At 64.3% G+C, this 17,801-nt stretch carries 17 protein-coding genes and 1 pseudogene; 12 read left to right on the top strand and 6 right to left on the bottom strand.

Features of this window, described 5'->3' with window-relative positions:
- Positions 1–247: 247 nt before the first annotated feature.
- The 7 genes from OKW39_RS32105 (at position 248) to OKW39_RS32075 (ending at position 6,170) form a co-directional block, all read left to right on the top strand.
- On the top strand, positions 248–955 hold the full coding sequence (locus OKW39_RS32105; protein WP_429565468.1) for a response regulator transcription factor: 708 nt from the start codon (positions 248–250) through the stop codon (positions 953–955).
- Positions 956–1,237: 282 nt separating this feature from the next.
- A complete protein-coding gene (locus OKW39_RS32100) occupies positions 1,238–2,194 on the top strand; it encodes a 4-hydroxyproline epimerase (protein WP_429564479.1) in 957 nt (318 codons plus the stop codon).
- A complete protein-coding gene (locus tag OKW39_RS32095) occupies positions 2,191–3,348 on the top strand; it encodes an NAD(P)/FAD-dependent oxidoreductase (protein WP_429564478.1) in 1,158 nt (385 codons plus the stop codon). Before OKW39_RS32100 ends, OKW39_RS32095 begins: the two co-directional genes overlap by 4 nt.
- Positions 3,335–3,610 (top strand): 2Fe-2S iron-sulfur cluster-binding protein, encoded by a 276-nt coding sequence (locus tag OKW39_RS32090; protein WP_090806929.1) that lies wholly within the window; start codon positions 3,335–3,337, stop codon positions 3,608–3,610. The genes OKW39_RS32095 and OKW39_RS32090 overlap by 14 nt, the downstream gene beginning before the upstream one ends.
- Complete coding sequence (locus OKW39_RS32085; RefSeq protein ID WP_429564477.1) at positions 3,607–4,899, top strand: NAD(P)/FAD-dependent oxidoreductase; 1,293 nt, start codon at positions 3,607–3,609, stop codon at positions 4,897–4,899. Before OKW39_RS32090 ends, OKW39_RS32085 begins: the two co-directional genes overlap by 4 nt.
- Before the next feature lie 159 nt (positions 4,900–5,058).
- Positions 5,059–5,826 (top strand): AraC family transcriptional regulator, encoded by a 768-nt coding sequence (locus OKW39_RS32080; RefSeq protein WP_090806925.1) that lies wholly within the window; start codon positions 5,059–5,061, stop codon positions 5,824–5,826.
- 17 nt (positions 5,827–5,843) lie between these two features.
- Positions 5,844–6,170 carry a hypothetical protein gene (locus OKW39_RS32075; protein WP_429564476.1) on the top strand — a complete coding sequence of 109 codons (327 nt, stop codon included), beginning with the start codon at positions 5,844–5,846 and terminating at the stop codon, positions 6,168–6,170.
- A 16-nt stretch (positions 6,171–6,186) separates the two neighbouring features.
- Here OKW39_RS32075 and OKW39_RS32070 read toward each other — a convergent pair whose 3' ends face one another.
- Positions 6,187–7,530 (bottom strand): IS4 family transposase, encoded by a 1,344-nt coding sequence (locus OKW39_RS32070; RefSeq protein WP_425199403.1) that lies wholly within the window; start codon positions 7,528–7,530, stop codon positions 6,187–6,189.
- A 579-nt stretch (positions 7,531–8,109) separates the two neighbouring features.
- Here OKW39_RS32070 and OKW39_RS32065 point away from each other — a divergent pair.
- Both OKW39_RS32065 and OKW39_RS32060 read left to right on the top strand, forming a co-directional pair.
- Positions 8,110–8,946 carry an RNase A-like domain-containing protein gene (locus OKW39_RS32065; RefSeq protein WP_429333552.1) on the top strand — a complete coding sequence of 279 codons (837 nt, stop codon included), beginning with the start codon at positions 8,110–8,112 and terminating at the stop codon, positions 8,944–8,946.
- Positions 8,947–8,956: 10 nt separating this feature from the next.
- A complete protein-coding gene (locus tag OKW39_RS32060) occupies positions 8,957–9,247 on the top strand; it encodes a contact-dependent growth inhibition system immunity protein (protein WP_429333553.1) in 291 nt (96 codons plus the stop codon).
- Positions 9,248–9,520: 273 nt separating this feature from the next.
- Here the strand turns inward: OKW39_RS32060 and OKW39_RS32055 are convergent, their stop codons facing one another.
- From OKW39_RS32055 to OKW39_RS32045, 3 genes are all read right to left on the bottom strand, one after another.
- Positions 9,521–9,775, bottom strand: coding sequence for a hypothetical protein (locus OKW39_RS32055; RefSeq protein WP_090810191.1), 255 nt, complete (start codon positions 9,773–9,775; stop codon positions 9,521–9,523).
- Positions 9,776–9,928: 153 nt separating this feature from the next.
- Complete coding sequence (locus OKW39_RS32050; RefSeq protein ID WP_090806920.1) at positions 9,929–10,261, bottom strand: hypothetical protein; 333 nt, start codon at positions 10,259–10,261, stop codon at positions 9,929–9,931.
- Between the two features lie 168 nt (positions 10,262–10,429).
- A complete protein-coding gene (locus OKW39_RS32045) occupies positions 10,430–12,322 on the bottom strand; it encodes a bifunctional sugar phosphate isomerase/epimerase/4-hydroxyphenylpyruvate dioxygenase family protein (RefSeq protein ID WP_429564475.1) in 1,893 nt (630 codons plus the stop codon).
- Positions 12,323–12,641: 319 nt separating this feature from the next.
- On the opposite strand from OKW39_RS32045, the gene aroQ reads away from it, so the two are divergent.
- From aroQ to OKW39_RS32030, 3 genes are read left to right on the top strand one after another with little or no spacing between them, the layout of a single operon-like run.
- Complete coding sequence (gene aroQ / locus OKW39_RS32040; RefSeq protein WP_429333555.1) at positions 12,642–13,097, top strand: type II 3-dehydroquinate dehydratase; 456 nt, start codon at positions 12,642–12,644, stop codon at positions 13,095–13,097.
- On the top strand, positions 13,094–14,032 hold the full coding sequence (locus tag OKW39_RS32035; RefSeq protein WP_429564474.1) for a shikimate dehydrogenase: 939 nt from the start codon (positions 13,094–13,096) through the stop codon (positions 14,030–14,032). Before aroQ ends, OKW39_RS32035 begins: the two co-directional genes overlap by 4 nt.
- Positions 14,033–14,082: 50 nt before the next feature.
- A complete protein-coding gene (locus OKW39_RS32030) occupies positions 14,083–15,474 on the top strand; it encodes an MFS transporter (protein ID WP_090806913.1) in 1,392 nt (463 codons plus the stop codon).
- Positions 15,475–15,576: 102 nt separating this feature from the next.
- Here OKW39_RS32030 and OKW39_RS32025 read toward each other — a convergent pair whose 3' ends face one another.
- Together OKW39_RS32025 and OKW39_RS32020 are read right to left on the bottom strand one after the other, a co-directional pair.
- Entirely contained in the window at positions 15,577–16,317 is a 741-nt protein-coding gene (locus OKW39_RS32025) for a TetR/AcrR family transcriptional regulator (RefSeq protein ID WP_090806910.1), read from the bottom strand.
- Positions 16,318–16,422: 105 nt separating this feature from the next.
- Positions 16,423–17,713, bottom strand: a pseudogene (locus OKW39_RS32020) (NAD(P)/FAD-dependent oxidoreductase).
- Between the last annotated feature and the right edge of the window lie 88 nt (positions 17,714–17,801).

Below are 17,801 nucleotides of genomic sequence, written 5' to 3'. Positions count from 1 at the left end.
CATACGGCGGTCGTCGGGCGAGAAGTGTGGCAGGCGCTGGGTAGAGCACGGGACACGGGCGCGCCGTCCTGATAGGGCGGGCGCGCTGACGACGGAGGCCGGCGCGGATTTTACAGGATGAAAGCGGAAGTCCTGCGGAAGCGCCCAGTTGGGCGAAAAAAGCGGCGGAAAATCGGAATGCTCCGAAGGGAGGGACCGGGGTGCGGCTCGGAGAATGGTCTGCATGTCCTTGTCGAGAGTCTATCCCATGCGCATTGCAGTTCTTCAGCGTGACCCGGTCATGCGTCAGTCCATTGAATCAAGTCTGGTGAGAGCCGGCCATTTCTGCGCGGCCTATGACGACGGCGTTGCGTTGTCGAGGTCGCTCGTGCGCTCCACGATGGATCTGCTGGTGCTCGACTGGCAGGATATGCGGCCCGCCGGCGCGGACCTGTTGCGCTCGGTGCGCCGCGTGGCGGGCGAGCACGTGCCGATCATGTTCGTGTCGGACGACGGCTCGGAGGAAAGCATGGTGCGCGCGCTCGCCGGCGGTGCCGACGATTACCTCGCGTTGCCGCTGCGTGACGCCGAGTTTCGCGCGCGAGTCGCGGCGCTTCTGCGGCGCGCGTATCCGGAGCGTTTCAGCGCCGCGACCTGTTTCGAGATCGGCCCCTATTGCTTCGACACGATCGGCCGGGCGGTCACGCTGCGCGGCGAGCCGGTGCCGCTGTCGCCCACCCAGTACCGGATCGCGGCGCTGTTCTTTTCCAACGTCGATCGCGTGATGTCGCGCGACCATATCTTCGCGACGGTGTGGGGCCGCGAACTGCGCGAGTTCACGCGGACCATCGACAGTCACGTGTCACGGCTGCGTCTGCTGCTCGCGATCGAGCCGCACAACGGTTTCCGGCTGCAGCCGGTATACAGAAGCGGCTACCGGTTGCTGCAGCTTCACGACCATGTGCTCAGGGAGTGAAGATTGGCAGTGGGCGCGCACGGCATGAGGTCGCCACGGCCAGGTATATGCTGAAATCCGCGTTGCAACCCGTCGCGCTCGCCAGCGGTGTTCATTCTCCTTACATGTCCGTATCGGTTAGCCGGGTTACCGTGTTTGCACCGAGGGTCGTCGACGCCGATACCGAATAGCGGGACGTTTCGCGCGCCGCGCGCGCGGCGGCTCACGCATCGCGCCGCTATGCCGAAATCGTCTCAATCCGCGCGTACGCGCACCAAGACCCGCCGGCCCGCGATTCCTACCATGGGCGACATGAAAACCCTCAACATCATCGACTCGCACACCGGCGGTGAGCCCACCCGCCTCGTGGTGTCGGGTGGCCCGGATCTGGGCGGCGGCACGCTCGCGCAACGGCTCGAGGTGTTCCGCACCCGCTTCGACGACTGGCGCGCCGGCATCGTCACCGAACCGCGGGGCTCGGACGTGGTGGTCGGCGCGTTGCTCTGCGAGCCCGACGATCCGACTTGCGCGGCCGGCGTGATCTTCTTCAACAACGTCGGCTATCTCGGCATGTGCGGGCACGGCACCATCGGGCTCGTCGTGTCGCTCGCGCACATGGGGCGGATCGGGCCGGGACGACACCGCATCGAAACGCCGGTCGGCATGGTCGAGGCGACGCTGAACGAAGACGGCGGCGTCGCGGTGCGCAACGTGCCCGCGTATCGCCACCGCAAGGCGGTGCAGGTCGACGTGCCAGGCTATGGCGCACTAACCGGCGACATCGGCTGGGGCGGCAACTGGTTTTTCCTCGTCGCCGAGCATGGGCACGAGCTCGAAGCCGCGAACATCGCGAGCCTGACGGCTTTCAGCTCGGCGATTCGCGACGCGCTGATCGCACGGAACATCACCGGCGCGAACGGCGCGCTGATCGACCATATCGAGCTGTTCGGACCGGGTTCGCGCGAGGACCTCGACAGCCGCAGCTTCGTGCTGTGTCCCGGCAATGCGTACGACCGCTCGCCGTGCGGCACCGGCACGAGCGCGAAGGTCGCGTGTCTCGCGGCCGACGGCAAGCTCGCCGAAGGCGCGGTGTGGCGCCAGGAGAGCATCATCGGCAGCGTGTTCGAGGCGAGCTATCGCACGGCGGGCGACGGCGTCCACGTGATTCCGACCATCACCGGTCACGCGCACATCATGGCCGAAGGGCGTCTCTGTTTCGACGAGCGCGATCCGTTCGCTTGGGGTATCCGGACCGCATGAGCCCGGACGTGCTGATCATCGGAGCGGGTATCGTCGGTGCCGCGTGCGCGGCGGAACTGGCCGCGCTCGGCATGCGCGTCGACGTGCTCGATGCGCAGCGCATCGGCGGCGGCGCGACGGCGGCCGGCATGGGCCATATCGTCGTGATGAACGACTCGCCCGCCGAATTCGCGCTGAGCCGCTATTCGCGCGAGCTTTGGCTCGAGCTCGCGCCGCAGCTGCGCGCGCGCGACGCGTTCGCGCGCTGCGGCACGCTGTGGGTCGCAGCCGACGACGAAGAACGGCAAGCCGCCCGCGCAATGCAGGCGGCGTTTGAGAGCCAAGGCGTCGCCGCGCAATTGCTGGACTCGGCCGAACTGCGCGCCTGCGAACCGGCGCTCGCACCATCGATGGCGGGCGGCTTGCGCATCGAGCACGACAGCATCGTGTATGCGCCGACCGCCGCCGAATGGCTGCTCACGCAGTCGCCGCATGCGGCGAATATCAGCGTGCGACCTGGAGCGCCGGTCGCGTCGGTCGGTGCGGGTGGCGTGACCCTGGCGTGCGGCGAGCGCACCAGCGCGGCGCACGTGGTCGTCGCGAACGGCCTCGGGGCGGCGCAATTGTTGCCGTGGCTGCCGTTGCAGCCGAAGAAAGGCCATCTGCTGATCACCGACCGATACCCGGGGCTGATCCGTCATCAACTGCTCGAACTTGGCTATATCAAGAGCGCGCATCACGCGACCGGCACGTCGGTCGCGTTCAACGCACAGCCGCGTCCGACCGGGCAACTGCTGATCGGCTCGTCGCGCCAGTTCGAAACAACCGATCCCGCCGTCGAAATGCCGGTGCTCGCCCGGATGCTGCAACGCGCCGCGCAGTATCTGCCGCGGTTGCCGGCGCTCAGCGGCATCCGCGCGTGGACGGGGTTTCGCGCCGCGTCGCTGGACGGCCTGCCGCTGATCGGACCGGCCGGCGAGTTCGCGCCCGACGTCTGCTCTGGCTCCGCATCCCGCCTATGGCTCGCGGTCGGCCACGAAGGGCTTGGCGTGACGACCTCGCTCGCGACCGCGAAACTGCTCGCGGCGCAGATCGCGGGCCATGCCGCGCCGATTCCGTGCGAACCTTATCTACCGGTGCGTTTTGCAGAGCAGGTGGCTCATGACCGACACTGACGCGGCCCGCATCCGTTTGACCGTCGACGGCCGCAGCATCGAAGTGAAACCCGGCACGACCATAGCCGCGGCGCTCGCGATCGCGGGTGTGCGCGGCTCGCGGCTGTCGGTCAAGGGCGAGCCGCGCGAAGCCTTGTGCGGGATGGGCGTGTGCCAGGAGTGCCGCGTCGCGATCGACGGTCGCGCGCACGCGCTCGCGTGCCAGACGCTATGCCGCGACGGCCAGCGCGTGCAGACACGAAACGGGACAGTACACGCATGACGCACCACTTCGACATCGTGGTGATCGGCGGTGGTCCGGCCGGGCTCAATGCCGCGCGAGCGGCGGCGCAGGCGGGCGCGACTGTCGCGCAGATCGATGACAATCCGCGCGCCGGCGGCCAGGTCTGGCGCCAGGGGCCCGCCTATCCGCCTCAAGCAGCGTTGCAGGCGTTGCTCGCGGCGTTGCAATCGCAGCAAAACTTCACTTACTGGCCATCGACGCGCGTGATCGCGCCGCTCGGCGCGCAAGCCTTGCTGCTCGAATCCGCCGAACACGGCGGCGTGTCGATCACCTATGACAGACTGATTCTTGCGACCGGCGCGCGCGAGCGTCTTCTGCCGTTTCCCGGCTGGACCTTGCCCGGCGTGACCGGCGCGGGCGCATTGCAGGCGCTGATCAAAGGCGGCATGCCGGTGCGCGACGAACGGATCGTGATCGCCGGCAGCGGCCCCCTGCTGATGGCCGCGCTCGCCACCGCGCGAGAGGCCGGCGCGCGCGTGATCGCGGTGGTCGAGCAGGCATCGGCGGCCGAGGTCGCGCGTTTCGGCGTGTCGCTGCTGCGCGAGCCCGCGAAGCTGCGTCAGGCGATCGGCCTCACGCGCGGCTTCCCGGGACTGCGCTACTGGACCTGCAGCATCGTGAGCGAAGCCCGTGGCGCGCAGCGCGTGCAACAGGTGACGATCCGGCGCGGCGAACGCGAGGTGACGCTCGATTGCGACCGCGTCGCGTGCGGCTTCGGACTGCTGCCGAACGTCACGCTGGCCCAGGCGCTCGGCTGCGCGATCAACGACGCGGGCGAAATCGTCATCGACGACGGACAGCGCACCTCGCTCGAACGCGTTTATGCAGCGGGCGAGTGCACGGGCGTCGGCGGCGCTGAGCTCGCTGGCGCGGAAGGCGAGATCGCCGGTCTCGTGGCGAGCGGCGCGGCGAGCACGCAACGCGCCGCGCTGGCGGCGCTGGTCGCGCAACGCGCTCGCTGGCGGGGCTTTGGCGCGCGCGTCGCAGCGTCGTTCGCATTGGGCGAGGCCGCGCGCACGCCGCCCGCCGACGCGACGCTGTTGTGCCGTTGCGAGGACGTGAGCGTCGGCGAGGTGCGCCGCTGCGCCGACTGGCGTGACGCGAAACTGCAGACGCGCTGCGGTATGGGCCCTTGCCAGGGGCGCATCTGCGGGGCGGCCGCGAGCCTGTACTTCGGCTGGCCGGCCGCCGCGGCGCGTCCGCCGTTCAGTCCGGCGCAAATCGGCACGCTGATGAGCGCCGCCGAACCGCCGACTGCGGCGCCATGACGGCTCCGCGCTTACCCTCGGTAGATATTGGCGGGCGACGCGCGGCTCTATAATCGACCGCAATCAACCGCACGAGCAGGCTGCCCGGCCGCACCGGCGCAGCGATCCGCGAACGCAACCTAACGCAATCAACCAGGCACGCACCCACGGAACCGCACGATGAACACGCTGGCGCATCCGCTCGAAACTGACGATACGACGCTGTCCGGCATGCTGTCGCATTTCAGGTTGCTCGAGCCGGTATTCGATGCAATGCCGGACGTCGTGTTCTTCGTCAAGGACGCCGACGCGCGGTATGCGCTCGTCAACCGCACGCTCGCTTCGCGTTGCGGCTTCAAGGAAAAGGCCGCGCTGCTCGGCAAGACCGCGGAAGACGTGTTTCCGCGCCGCTTCGGGCGCATCTATACCGCGCAGGACAAGGCGATCATCGGCGTCGGCAACCAGATGCTCGATCAGCTCGAACTGCATCTGTATCCGGGCCGTCAACCGGGCTGGTGCCTGACCTGCAAACAACCGTTGCGCGATGCGACGGGCAAGGTGGTCGGCCTCGCCGGCATCTCCCGCGATCTGAAAGCCGACGAAAGCAGCCATCCGGCCTACAGCCGGCTTGCCGCCGTCGTGCAGTCGATCCAGCAGAATTACGTGCAGCCGCTGAACCTGAAGCAGCTTGCGGCGATGGCGGACATGTCGGTCGCGCAGCTGGAGCGCTACTTTCACAAGGTGTTTCATCTGACGCCGCGCCAGGTGCTCCTGAAAACGCGACTCGATGCGGCGACCGCGCTGCTGGTGTCGCACGACAAGGTCACCGACGTCGCCGCGCGTTGCGGCTACACCGATCACAGCGCGTTCACACGGCAATTCAAGGCGACCGTCGGCGTCACACCGACCGAATACCGGATGTTGCTGCACGGTACGCTGCGCGGCTGAACGGCGTCGGGCGTGTCATGGCGGGTCGCGCGCATCACTACTACGTGTACGTCGTCGCGCTCGACGACAAGGTGTGGAACGAGGCGCGCTTTCGTCGCGCGAATCCTGGTTACCGTTTCGACAGGCCGTGCGTGTACGTCGGCATGACGGGGCTCGACCCGGACTTGCGCTTCGATCGGCACAAGGCGGGCATTCAGGCGAATCGCTCTGTGCGCGACTACGGCCTGCGTCTGATGCCCGAACTGTACGACGTGTTCAACCCGATGCCTTACCGCGGCGCGCAGGATATGGAAGTGGAATTGGCGATCGGGCTGCGCGAGGCGGGGTATGGGGTATGGCCATAGCGTTATACATAAGTCCTTAGCCGAGCCCGTCGCGGAGCGCGCGTAGCGTGTCAGCGGCAGCGAGTACCTGATCGAGCCCTCGCCAGATGGTCTTGGCACCCGGTTCACCGTCGCTCTTTCGGCCGAGGAAACCACCGATTTGCGCAATCAGCCGCACGACCTCATTCACAGTGGGCGGCGGCGTCGGCATCTTCTTTTTGGCCAGCAGGTGGGCGCCACGAATTTCGTCCGGATCGAAGAACAAGGCGGCATCCAGATCCGGACAGGTCCGGCCTTTGCGCATCAGATACGTCACACGCCATGCCACTACCAGGAACAAGGCCAGCGCACGCTCGATCCGGTCGACAGCGGCCAATTGCAGGGTCTCGACTTCGCAGCCGTTCTTGAGCACATGGAAATAGATTTCGATTTCCCATCGGGCCCGGTACCAATTGATCAGTTCGACCGCGTCTTCCTGGGTTGCGACGGCTCGGTTGGTCAGCAAACGCCACTCAATCGGCTTGATGCCAGCGGGCGCCCCCACTTCGCGTGCGATTACGCAGTGAACCTTGAGCTTGCCGCGTTCGCCGTCCACTATCTCGACTTCGCGAGCCCACAGTTGCTGGCGTACGGTGCGGCTCTTCTGAGTCTCGCGGGCGCCGGTCATGAAGGTGATTTCACCCAAGGGCTCAGCGCTGGTTGTACTCGCCCACAGCCTGGCGCCGTCACCGCCGGGCAGGCAGCGGTCATGTTGGGCGCGCACCAGCCAGTCCGCTGGCGTGCCCAGTTCGTGCGCCCGGCGCATCATTTCCACCATGTCCGCCTCGCGGTCGGCCACGTACACCAGTCGCGTGTGCGGCATGTCCGGCGCCATTTCCGCCACGCGCTCGTAGCCTTCGATCCAGCGCGTGCTTTCTTTCGGCCCAGGACGGACACCATCGGCGTCAAGCTCCTCGCGCGCCCACATCCATGCATCGAGCACGCCCAGCGGTTCGCGTTCGGTCGTCACCGCATAGGTCGGGTGCAAGTACAGCCCGCGCCTTGCTTCGTAGTTCAACGGCCCCAGACCGTCGATGTCCTGGCCGTTAAAATCAAGCTCGGTGGTGTCCTGGATGCACAGCACGACCGACTGGCTGCGCATGCGTTCCTGCGTGCTCGCCCAATGCGGCTCCAGGATGGCTTCCCAGGCCACATCCGTATTGCGCAAAAATCGGTACGCCGCGCACGTCTCGCTCCAGCTATCGCACGCCTGGGGGATACTGGCCGTCGGATTGGCCGCAAGTCGTTCCATCAATTTCTTTGCCCTCCTGTCCAGGCGGGCGTCGCCAAGGTCCAGCCCCGCAAATTCCTGCTCGATCCACTGCTGTGCCGCCTTCGTCACCGCGTCCGCCCAAATTACGAGAGTAGACGCGATCCGGCCAAAGTTTACAAGCACGGCTTTCAAGTCATTGAATGTAAACGGCTTGCTGGCGCGGGCGGCTGCCGCAGCGAGATGTGTATAACGCTATGGGGTATGGCAGGCTTGAAAGGCTTGACGCGGCCGAATTCCATTGTGACGAGCGTGCTCAATGTGCTCGCCGCCATGCGATGACGCTTGCCGGCACTACGATTGCGATGGCGACGATATATCCCGAAACGATCAGCACAAAGTTGCCCCAAGCCTCGACATCGTAGGGGGCGGGCTCCCAAAGCGATTCGTGGCGCTTTTTAATGAGATCGAGAGACGCGTTACGAATTGGATGTTTCCTGGTTTCTAAGGTATCTGGCTTCTCGGATTATTCGAGCCGATATGGGCGAACAGTTTCTATGTGGTTTGCCAGCGATCATCTTGATCTTTCGTACTTGCTTAAAACGCTTTAGAAATTACAGCATGTTCTGTCAGAATCATCCGTCGCCCATAGCCAGATGATGAATCGACCTGTTAGCGTGAAGATCCGATAGTAATAAGAGGATTTTTTGCATGTCACAGGCGAATGAATCAGACGGCGTCCGCATTGTACTGAGCGCCCCGCAACTGGCAGCTGTACTGGCCCGTCAGTCGATTAGCCCGACGGAGATGCTTGCTAACCGACTATGGGGCGGTTGGCAGGTTCTCGGCGGTGTACTGGAAATGGTCGGCGCGGGTGCATTATGCGTGCTGCCAGAGCCGACGATGGCAAGCAAGGTCGGTTGCGTCGTGTTTGGCGTGCATGGCTCGGACACGGCGGTGGCGGGTCTGCGACAGGTCTGGACTGCGCAGGATACCAGCACGCTCACCCAACGCGGTGCCGCAAAGCTTGCCGAGGCGATGAAAGCCAGTCCTGACATGGCGAACAATATCGGTCTGTCGCTTGAGATGATCGTGCCCTTCGGCTTCGCTGGCTCAATCAAAGCTGCACGCGCGGCGAGCGTCACGATGGGCCGGATCGATCTGGAAATGCACGAGGCGAAAGCGCTCCATCCAAGGATTGGTGGGCATACACTCGAAAAGCATGTGGGGCGCACTGAAGTGCAGTTGCGCGAGCGACTAGTACGTGAACCAAAGCGGCAAACGGTTTCGTCGTTTAGGAATTTGCAGTGTGCGCAATGGGCAATTTCAGAGGTTATGCGGTACGACGCGTCTCGCATCAAAATATGGGCGCAGTCTGCATCTCGGAACAAGCCACTCGAATTGGAAAAAGATGTGGGGAGGAAGGTCGGTTACGGAATATCCAGAAAAACAGGTGTTTTGACAGAAATGAGTATCGTGCACGTGGTTCTGAAATATGAAACCTACAACGGCATGCCATACTACGTTCTGACGGCGTATCTATACTGAGGTCGGATAAATGCGACATTCTGAGTATCCTGAACTGAGCCAATTATTTGGTGTTTATCTGAATCAGGATTTCGATATATGGGGTGATACCATTCCTGCTATTGTTGCATGCTACAAAAGAGATAGTCCGGTGGCGGACCATAAATCAATGCTTGCTGAAATAGACAGGTTTGAGAAAAGGCACCCACATGATCTCGATATTGCATTCGAACAGATGTATGGGCACGAGTTCGCTCCAGAGCCGTGGGGTCACACGACCGCCTCATTTCTTCAGGAGTTGAAGCGACTCCTAAGCGAGTAGTCCCCGATCGCACCATCTGACGGCGCGTCTACAACCTATGTGCGGGACTACGGCTTACGGCTGATGCCCGAACTGAACTATACGAAGTGTTCAACCCGATGCCTTACCGCGGTGCGCAGGAGATGGAAGTAAAGTTGGCGATCTCCGAAAAGGAAACAGCCCGATCAGCGTAAGTCGATCGGGCTGTTTTAGTCGGGCTGACCATCTCATTAAAGCCGCGTCAACGCAAAGCGTTGACGCGGCCTCAGATGACCGGGTCGCGAGCCGATCTGCTTACTTCACCCCAAGCCCTCGCAACACCGCATTACCCTCGGACGTCAGACGGATATGCGGCGTGCCCGCATCGTTCGAAACGGTCTCGACGAGACCTGCTTCGTAAAGCTGCGGAATTTCGGGTTTTGCGGATGCATCGATCGGCGCGTGCAGCAGCAGCAGCAGCGTCGCGAGCTCGTGATGGCTCAACAGACGGCGCAGGATAGTAGGCCGTTTGGCCGGTGTTTCGTTGGTGTTGATTTCGGGCTGATTCATGGAGCGCACCTCGTGCGGGGACATGTCCGGGGATCTTGCGGACGAAGTCTTAAACGATTCTTAAGACTCCATTGTCCTGTAACACCGTGACATGAACGTTGCAATGGATCCGATTCCGGCGCCTGCAACTTCGCCTTTATGCGCCACAAAGCCTTATGGCGCGCAGGTTTTGCTTGCCGATTCGATCCACAGGTTGCTTACATGACGCTTGCCCGCATAGAAACGGTAAGTTGTCGCGCCGTTGTCGCTGCGTACCTTGACGACGTTCGAGTCGCCGAAGTCGAGCATCTGACCCTGCGGGATCCCGGTCGACTTGAACGCGGCGTTGTGATGATTGGCCATCTGCGTCAGACAGGCGACCACGTCGTCGACGGAACGCTGTGTCGTCGTGTCCGTGACGGGTTCGCCGGAATCCGGGTCTTTCTGGAAATACGCGCAAGCGCTGAGCAGTAGCGAAAGGGACAGGACTGCAGCGAACTTCTTCATATCTCTCCTGGCGTTGATTCGGCGATTCGGCTGAGCAGGCGCCATTATATCGAGACGGCGAGCCTGTCCCGATCGGGGACGCAGGTCGCCTGCCTGAAAAGACGAAATCCGTATCGACGCGGCGACTCCCAATGACGAAGCCGCCGTCGTGCCTCCGGTGTCCGCCCGTTACTTGCGCCGCTGCGCCTGCGCCGCGAGCCGCACCGCCGCATTGGCCGCGCCGTAGCCGTCATAGCCGCCGCGCCGCTCGACGATCTCGAGGAAGAAGCGCTGGTCGAGTTGCTCCGTATAAGCGTGGAAAAACTCGCCGCCGCGTTCGTCGCGGTCGTACAGGATATTGTTCGCGCGCATCGCTTCGAGCAGCGTGTCGGACAGCGCGTAGCGGGCCGCGAGGTCGTCGTAGTAATTGCGCGGAATGCGCAGGATCGGCACGCCGTCGGCGACGAACTCGGGGAGAGCGCTGAAGATGTCGCCGGTACTGAACGCGACGTGGTTCAGTCCGGAGCCGTGATACGTGTGCAGCGCCTCGGCCACCGCCGTATGGCGATCCACCGATGCATTCAGCGCGATCCGCACCGAGCCGTCGGGGCTGCGCAGCGCGCGGCTGCGCACGAGGCCGTACGGATCGGGAACGAGCACCCCCGGCTCGGCCAGGAAGCCGAACGCGGTGCGCAGAAACAGCACCCACGTATCGAGCGCACTCGCCGGCACAGACAGACACACGTGATCGATGCGCTCGAGCGGTCCCACCTCGGTCGGGCCGTTGACGTCGGTCAGCACGAAATCGGCCTCGAACAGCGTGGGCTGATCGGGCGTTTCGTCGACGAAATAGTTGAGACTGCCATCCGGCGCCTGCACGGCCGGCAGCACGCGCTCGTTCGGCCCGATCTGGCCGGAGAACGGCGCGTAGCCAAAGCCGGCCGCGCGCTCGAATGCGTGGCTCGCGTCATCGACACGAAACGCCGATGCGCACAGCGACAAACCATGCTGCTGAAAAAACGCGTTTGCGAACGAGTCGGGCTCGGCGTTTAGCACGATCGAGGCCGCGCCGTGCTGATACAGCGTTACGTCCTTCGAGCGATGCTGGCCGGCCTGGCGAAAGCGCAGCTTGCCGAGCCAGTCGGCTAGCTGCGTGCGCGTGGTGTGATCGACCGCGAATTCGAGGAACTGATAGCCGACGTGCGCGGGCGCGGCGGGCGAGCGGTACAGGCCGCCTGTCGTTTTGCGCGGCTGTTGTTGCTCTTCGAGCAACGCGCGAGTTTGCTCTTCGAGGAACAACAACGAGCGATGGCCATCGGCGGCCGTAATCGTGGTGGGGGCGGCGCGAAAGCCGTCGTTGAAGATTTCCAGCGAAAGCGGGCCCTTGTAGCCAGCTTTGACGACCTGCGCGGTGAAGTTCGCGAGATCGAAGTCGCCCTGGCCGGGGAAGCAGCGGTAGTGGCGGCTCCATTCGAGCACGTCCATCGCAAGCTTCGGCGCGTCCGCGATCTGCACGAACGCGATGCGCTCGCCAGGAATGTCGGCGATTGCGTCGGGCGTGTCGTTCAGCGACAGCGTATGAAAGCTGTCGAGCACGAGCCCGAGATTTGGATGATTCACGGCGTCGACAAGCTTCCACGCGTGGCGATAGGTCTTTACGTGCCTGCCCCAGGCGAGCGCTTCGTAACCGGCGAGCACGCCAGCCGCTTCGGCCGCGCGGGCGAGCGCGCCCAACTGGTCGATCATCAGCGAGTCGTCGCAGATCGTGTCCGGCGACACGTTGCTGCACACGAGGATGCGGTCCGTGCCTAGCTCGTGCATTACGTCGAACTTGCGCTTCGCGCGGTCGAGATTACGCTCGAGCCGTTCGGGACTGACGCCGTCGAAATCGCGAAACGGCTGGAACAGCATGATCTTCAGGCCGAGGTCGTCGGCGATGCGGCGCACGTCGGCGGGCGAGCCGTCGAAATACAGCAGGTCGTTCTCGAAGATTTCGACACCTTCGAAACCCGCCGTGCGGATCGCGCTCAGCTTCTCGACGAGGGTGCCGCTAATCGACACGGTGGCAATCGAACGTTGCATGAACGGCTCCTGCAAAAACGGACAAACGAGGGGGAAACTCAGGGAAAAACCGCGGCGGCACGCCTGGTGGCGCGGCCTGCCGGGCTTGCTGCAATGCGCAAAAACGAGCTAGTTCGTTACGTACTGAAGCAAGACGCAGGCCAGAATACCCCACACTACCCGGGAGTTTCGATAGTCTATACAAACTAACTAGATGGTACAAATTCGTAGAAACCCCGAATGACGACGACGGCCGATGCGCGCACACTTCGCCATGCGTCGAAGAACCGCCGCGGGTGCCGCGGTTCGAGTCGCGCCTTATTTTGCGGGAGTCGTTGTCATGAGCTTTGCCTCCGTACTGGTCCTGAACGGACCGAACCTCAATCTGCTCGGCACGCGCGAGCCGGCCATCTATGGCGCGCAAACGCTCGACGACGTCGCGACGCTGTGCCGCGACGCGGGCGAGCGCCTCGACCTCGCGATCGACTTCTGCCAGTCGAACGCCGAGCATCAGCTGATCGACTGGCTGCACGCGGCGCGCACCAAGGTCGACGGCATCGTGATCAATCCGGCCGCTTACACCCATACGTCGGTCGCGATCGCCGACGCATTGAGCGCGATCGAAAAGCCCGTCATCGAGGTGCATATCTCGAACGTGCATCGGCGCGAAGCGTTCCGGCATCACTCGTACGTGTCGGCGGTGGCGGACGCGATCATCGTCGGCTGTGGCACGCAGGGCTATGTGCTCGCGCTGGAACGGATGGCGACGATTCTTAAGAATAGGGCGGCGAAATGAACACTCAAGCGAACACTCGGGGAAATTCCCGGACCGACGCGCAGATCGCCGCGTTGGCCAATGCGCAGGCGAGCTTGCGGGCCACTTCCCACTCCTTTCTGGTCGGCCTGATCGGCTCGGGCATCAGCGGTTCGCTCACGCCCGCGATGCACGAGGAAGAGGGCAGCAAGCTCGGACTGCACTATGTCTATCGACGCATCGATCTCGATGCGCAGAAGCTCGACACCGCCGCGCTGCCGGAGCTGCTGACAGCGGCCGAACGGATGGGTTACAACGGCCTGAACATCACGTATCCATGCAAGCAGGCGGTGATTCCGCTGCTCGACGAACTGTCCGACGACGCCCGCGCGCTCGGCGCGGTCAACACCGTGCTGTTCAAGGACGGCAAGCGCATCGGTCACAACACCGATTGGTCCGGCTTCGCGCGCGCGTTCCAGCGCGGCCTGCCGGACGTGTCGCTGGAACGCGTCGTGCAGCTTGGCGCCGGCGGCGCCGGCGCGGCGGTCGCGCATGCGGCGCTGAACATGGGCGCGCAGTCGCTGACGCTGTTCGACGTCGATGCCGCCCGCGCGCAGTCGCTCGCCGACGAGTTGCAGGCGCGTTTCCCGAAAGCCAGGGTCAGCGCGGGCACGTCGCTCGAAGAATCGCTCTGCGTCGCGCAAGGCCTGATTCACGCTACCCCGACCGGTATGGCTAAAATGCCGGGCCTGCCGCTGCCGGCCGAATTGCTGCACCGCGACCTGTGGGTCGCCGACATCGTCTATTTCCCGATTCGCACCGCGCTGCTGCAGGCGGCCGAGGCGCTTGGCTGCCGCACGCTGAGTGGCGGCGGCATGGCGGTCTATCAGGCGGTCGACGCCATGCGTATTTTCACGGGCCTCGAGCCGGACGCCGAGCGTGTCTACACCCACTTTCAATCGTTGTTGCAACGCTAACCGGCCGCGTAGAGACCGGCACCCAAGCTGATCGAGGAGACAAGCACGCCATGACGCAATCGTTCCAATCCAGCTCCGCGGGCTCGCCCGCGCAGAACAAGGCGGCGAGCCCCGCGCGCCGTTCGAAAGCCCGTTACAAGATCCTCGCGCTGCTCGCGGTCGGCACGATGATCAACTATCTCGACCGCACCGTGCTCGGCATCGCGGCACCGCAGCTGACGAAGGAGCTCGGCATCAACGCCGCGCTGATGGGCCTGCTGTTCTCCGTGTTTTCGTGGAGCTACGTGGCCTCGCAGATTCCGGGCGGCCTGTTTCTCGACCGCTTCGGCAGCAAGCTCACCTACTTCCTGTCGATGACGTTCTGGTCGCTCTGCACGCTCGCGCAAGGGCTCGTGGGGAGCATCGGCGGGCTGTTCGCCTTCCGTCTCGGCCTTGGCGTTTCGGAGGCGCCATGCTTTCCGACCAATAGCCGCGTGGTCGCCACGTGGTTTCCGCAAAGCGAGCGCGCGATGGCGACCGGCACCTACACGGTCGGCGAATATATCGGCCTCGCGTTTTTCAGCCCGTTCCTGTTCATGCTGATGGGCGCATTCGGCTGGCGCTCGCTGTTCCTCGTGGTCGGCGGCGTCGGTATCGCGTTCGGCGTGGTGTGGTGGCTGCTGTATCGCGAGCCGCGCGATCATCCGTCGGCGAATCAGGAAGAGCTCGACTATATCGAGGCGGGCGGCGGTCTCACGCAACGCAACAAGGATGTCGCGGGTGCGGCCGCGGGTGCAGCCGCGGGTGCAGCCGATACGGCGGCATCGAAGAAAAGCGGCTTCCAATGGGGCACGATTGGCCAGCTGCTCAAGCATCGCCAGTTGACCGGCATCTGCCTCGGCCAGTTCGCGGGCAATTCGACGCTGGTGTTCTTCCTCACGTGGTTCCCGACGTATCTCGCCACCGAACGTCATATGGCGTGGCTGAAGATCGGCTTCTTCGCGATCATGCCGTTCATCGCGGCTTCGATCGGCGTGATGTTCGGCGGCGTATTCTCCGACTGGCTGCTGCGCCGCGGCAAATCGCCGAACGTCGCGCGCAAGCTGCCGATCATCGCGGGTCTGCTGCTCGCCTCGACGATCATTCTCGCCAACTATGTCGAGAGCAACGTCGTGGTGATCGCGATTCTGTCGGTGGCGTTCTTCGCGCAGGGCATGGCCGCGCTCGGCTGGACGCTGGTGTCGGATATCGCGCCCGAGGGCTTGCTCGGCGTGACCGGCGGCATCTTCAACTTCGCCGCGAACCTGGCGGGTATCGTGACGCCGCTCGTGGTGGGCCTGATCGTCGCGGCGACCGGTTCGTTCGTGGGCGCGCTGGTGTTTATCGGTGTCATCGCGTTGATCGGCGCGCTGTCCTATATCTTCGTCGTCGGCGATATCAAGCGGATCGTGCTGGTGGATTGAGTCTTCCCGCTGAACGCGCTGCGTTTCTCGAAGCGATAAAAAACGGGATGTGGCTTTCACCACATCCCGTTTCCATTTCAGCCGGTCGCCGCGCAACCGGCGTCAATCGTCCTTCTTCACGAACCGCAAGATCGCATCGACGATCATCGCCCGATGCCGCGCCCGCAGCCGCGGATGCGACGGATCGCGCCCAAACGCGGTGCCGAACGTATGCCGGTTGCCCACGCGATGGAAACACAGCGAGCTGATCATCAGATGCAGATCGATCGGATCGATGTCGCTGCGGAACTGGCCCGCCGCGATGCCGCGCGCGAGCAGATCCTCGATCGTGTGAATCACGGTGACGTTGCGTCCTTTGAACGTCTTGACCTGCTCGACGTACTTCGCGCCGTGAATGTTTTCGATCGTCACGAGGCGCACGAAATCGCGCTGGCGGTCGTGGTAGTCGAACGTGAATTCGACCAGCGCGCGCATGCCTTCGACCGGATCGAGTTCGCTGATGTGCAGGTCCTGTTCGAGCGCGCGAATGTCTCCATACACCTTTTCCAGCACCGCCTGGTACAACCCTTCCTTGCTGCCGAAGTAGTAGTACAGCATGCGCTTGGTGGTGTTCGTGCGTTCCGCGATCGCGTCGACGCGGGCACCCGTCAGCCCCATCGCGGAGAACTCCTGGGTCGCGACGTCGAGGATGTTGCGCTTAGTCTGCTCGGGATCGTATTTGCGTGGGGCGTCCACACGCGGGGCGTCGGTACGCCTGGCGCCGGTACGTCGCGCGTCGGCGTGCGGCGTGCCAGACACGATGCCGTTGGTATCAGGCTCGGCGGCCTTGCTTCCCTTTTTCATTGTGGTTTCGAGCGGCAGTGACGGCGCATTCTAGCATGGCGAAACGGGCCTCTGGCGTGGGTCCCGGGCATCGACGAAGGCATCTCGAAGGAGCTTGCGTGGCGCTTACGCGACCGGGCGCGTGGGTCGGCGGCGCGCGGCAAGTGCGTCGCGTGTTTGCATTGCGGTGTACGTGAGCTGCGCGGCCGCGAGGCCGAGCGCGCCGTACGTGCGCGTGAGGCCGAAGGTCGCGAACGCGTCGGGCACCGGCCGTTCACCGGAGATAGCCGCGGCCAGCAGTTCGCCCGACACCGTGGTCGGCGCCATGCCGTGTCCGCCGAAACCGACCGCGTACCAGACGCCGTCCGTGCTTTGGCCGATCTGCGGCATCTTGTGTCGCGCGTAGCTCATCAGGCCGCCCCATGCGTGCTCGATGCGCACGTCGCGCAGCTGCGGATAGACCTTCAGCAGGTCCTGTCGCAACAGATGCGCGATCGCCTCGGGCTCGCGGTCGCGCACGGAGATGCGGCCGCCCCACAGGATGCGCGTGTCGGGCAACGGGCGGTAGTAGTCGAACGCGAAGCGGGTGTCATAGATCGCGGCGCGTGTGGCGATTGCGTCGTGCAAGCGTTCGCCGAGCGGCTCCGTTGCCATCACGTAGGTGGCGATAGGCAGCACCGCGCGCTCGACGCGCGCGTACACGTTGCGTGCATAGCCGCCGCCCGCCATCACGACGTGACGCGCGTCGAGCGCACCTTGCGGCGTCTCGACGACGAAGCCCGCGCCGTCGCGCCGCAAGCTGACGGCCGGCGAGCGCTCGTGTATCGTCACGCCCGCTTGCGCGGCCGCCGCGGCGACGCCGACAACGTACTTGAGCGGATGAAAATGGAACGCGTTGCGCTCGAACAGGCCGCCGTGATAGCGGCTCGTTTTCAGTTGCGCGGCGAGTTGGTTGGCAGCGATCGGTTCCCAGTCGACGCCCGAACGAATCGCGCATCAGACGCCGTTGCGCTTCGAGACGCGCAGGTTCGTCGAACCAGTTCGCGAGGATCACGCCGGCATCGGTCGCGTCGCAATCGATCCGATAGCGCGCAATTCGCTTGCGCATCAGCTCGACCGCGTCGGTGGTCAGCGCATAGAGTTCGCGCGCGCGAGTCGGCCCGAGCGTCTTCAGCAGGTCGGCGCAATCGAGGCTGTAGCCGCCGAACACGAAGCCGCCGTTGCGTCCCGATGCGCCGAAGCCGACCTGCTGCTCCTCGAGCACGACGACGTCTTCGACGCCGCGTTCGGCGAGTCCCAGCGCGGTGGAGAGTCCCGCAAGTCCGCCGCCGACGATGCAGACGTGCGCGCTGCGTCGGCCGTTGAGCGGCGCGTAGGCAGAGGAGCGGGTGACGGTGGCTTCGTAGAAACTTTGCATGGGGCGCGAGCTTGTGGACACGCCCTAGGTTAGCGGCAATCGCGTGTGCCCGTCCAGCCCGCGTGAGCCCGCACGTCGACAGGCGCCC

This window comes from Paraburkholderia sp. MM6662-R1, from assembly GCF_050436245.1.
Classification (GTDB): domain Bacteria; phylum Pseudomonadota; class Gammaproteobacteria; order Burkholderiales; family Burkholderiaceae; genus Paraburkholderia; species Paraburkholderia tuberum.
The sequence above is the reverse complement of the archived record's forward strand: the minus strand, read 5'-3'. Positions and strand labels throughout refer to the sequence as shown.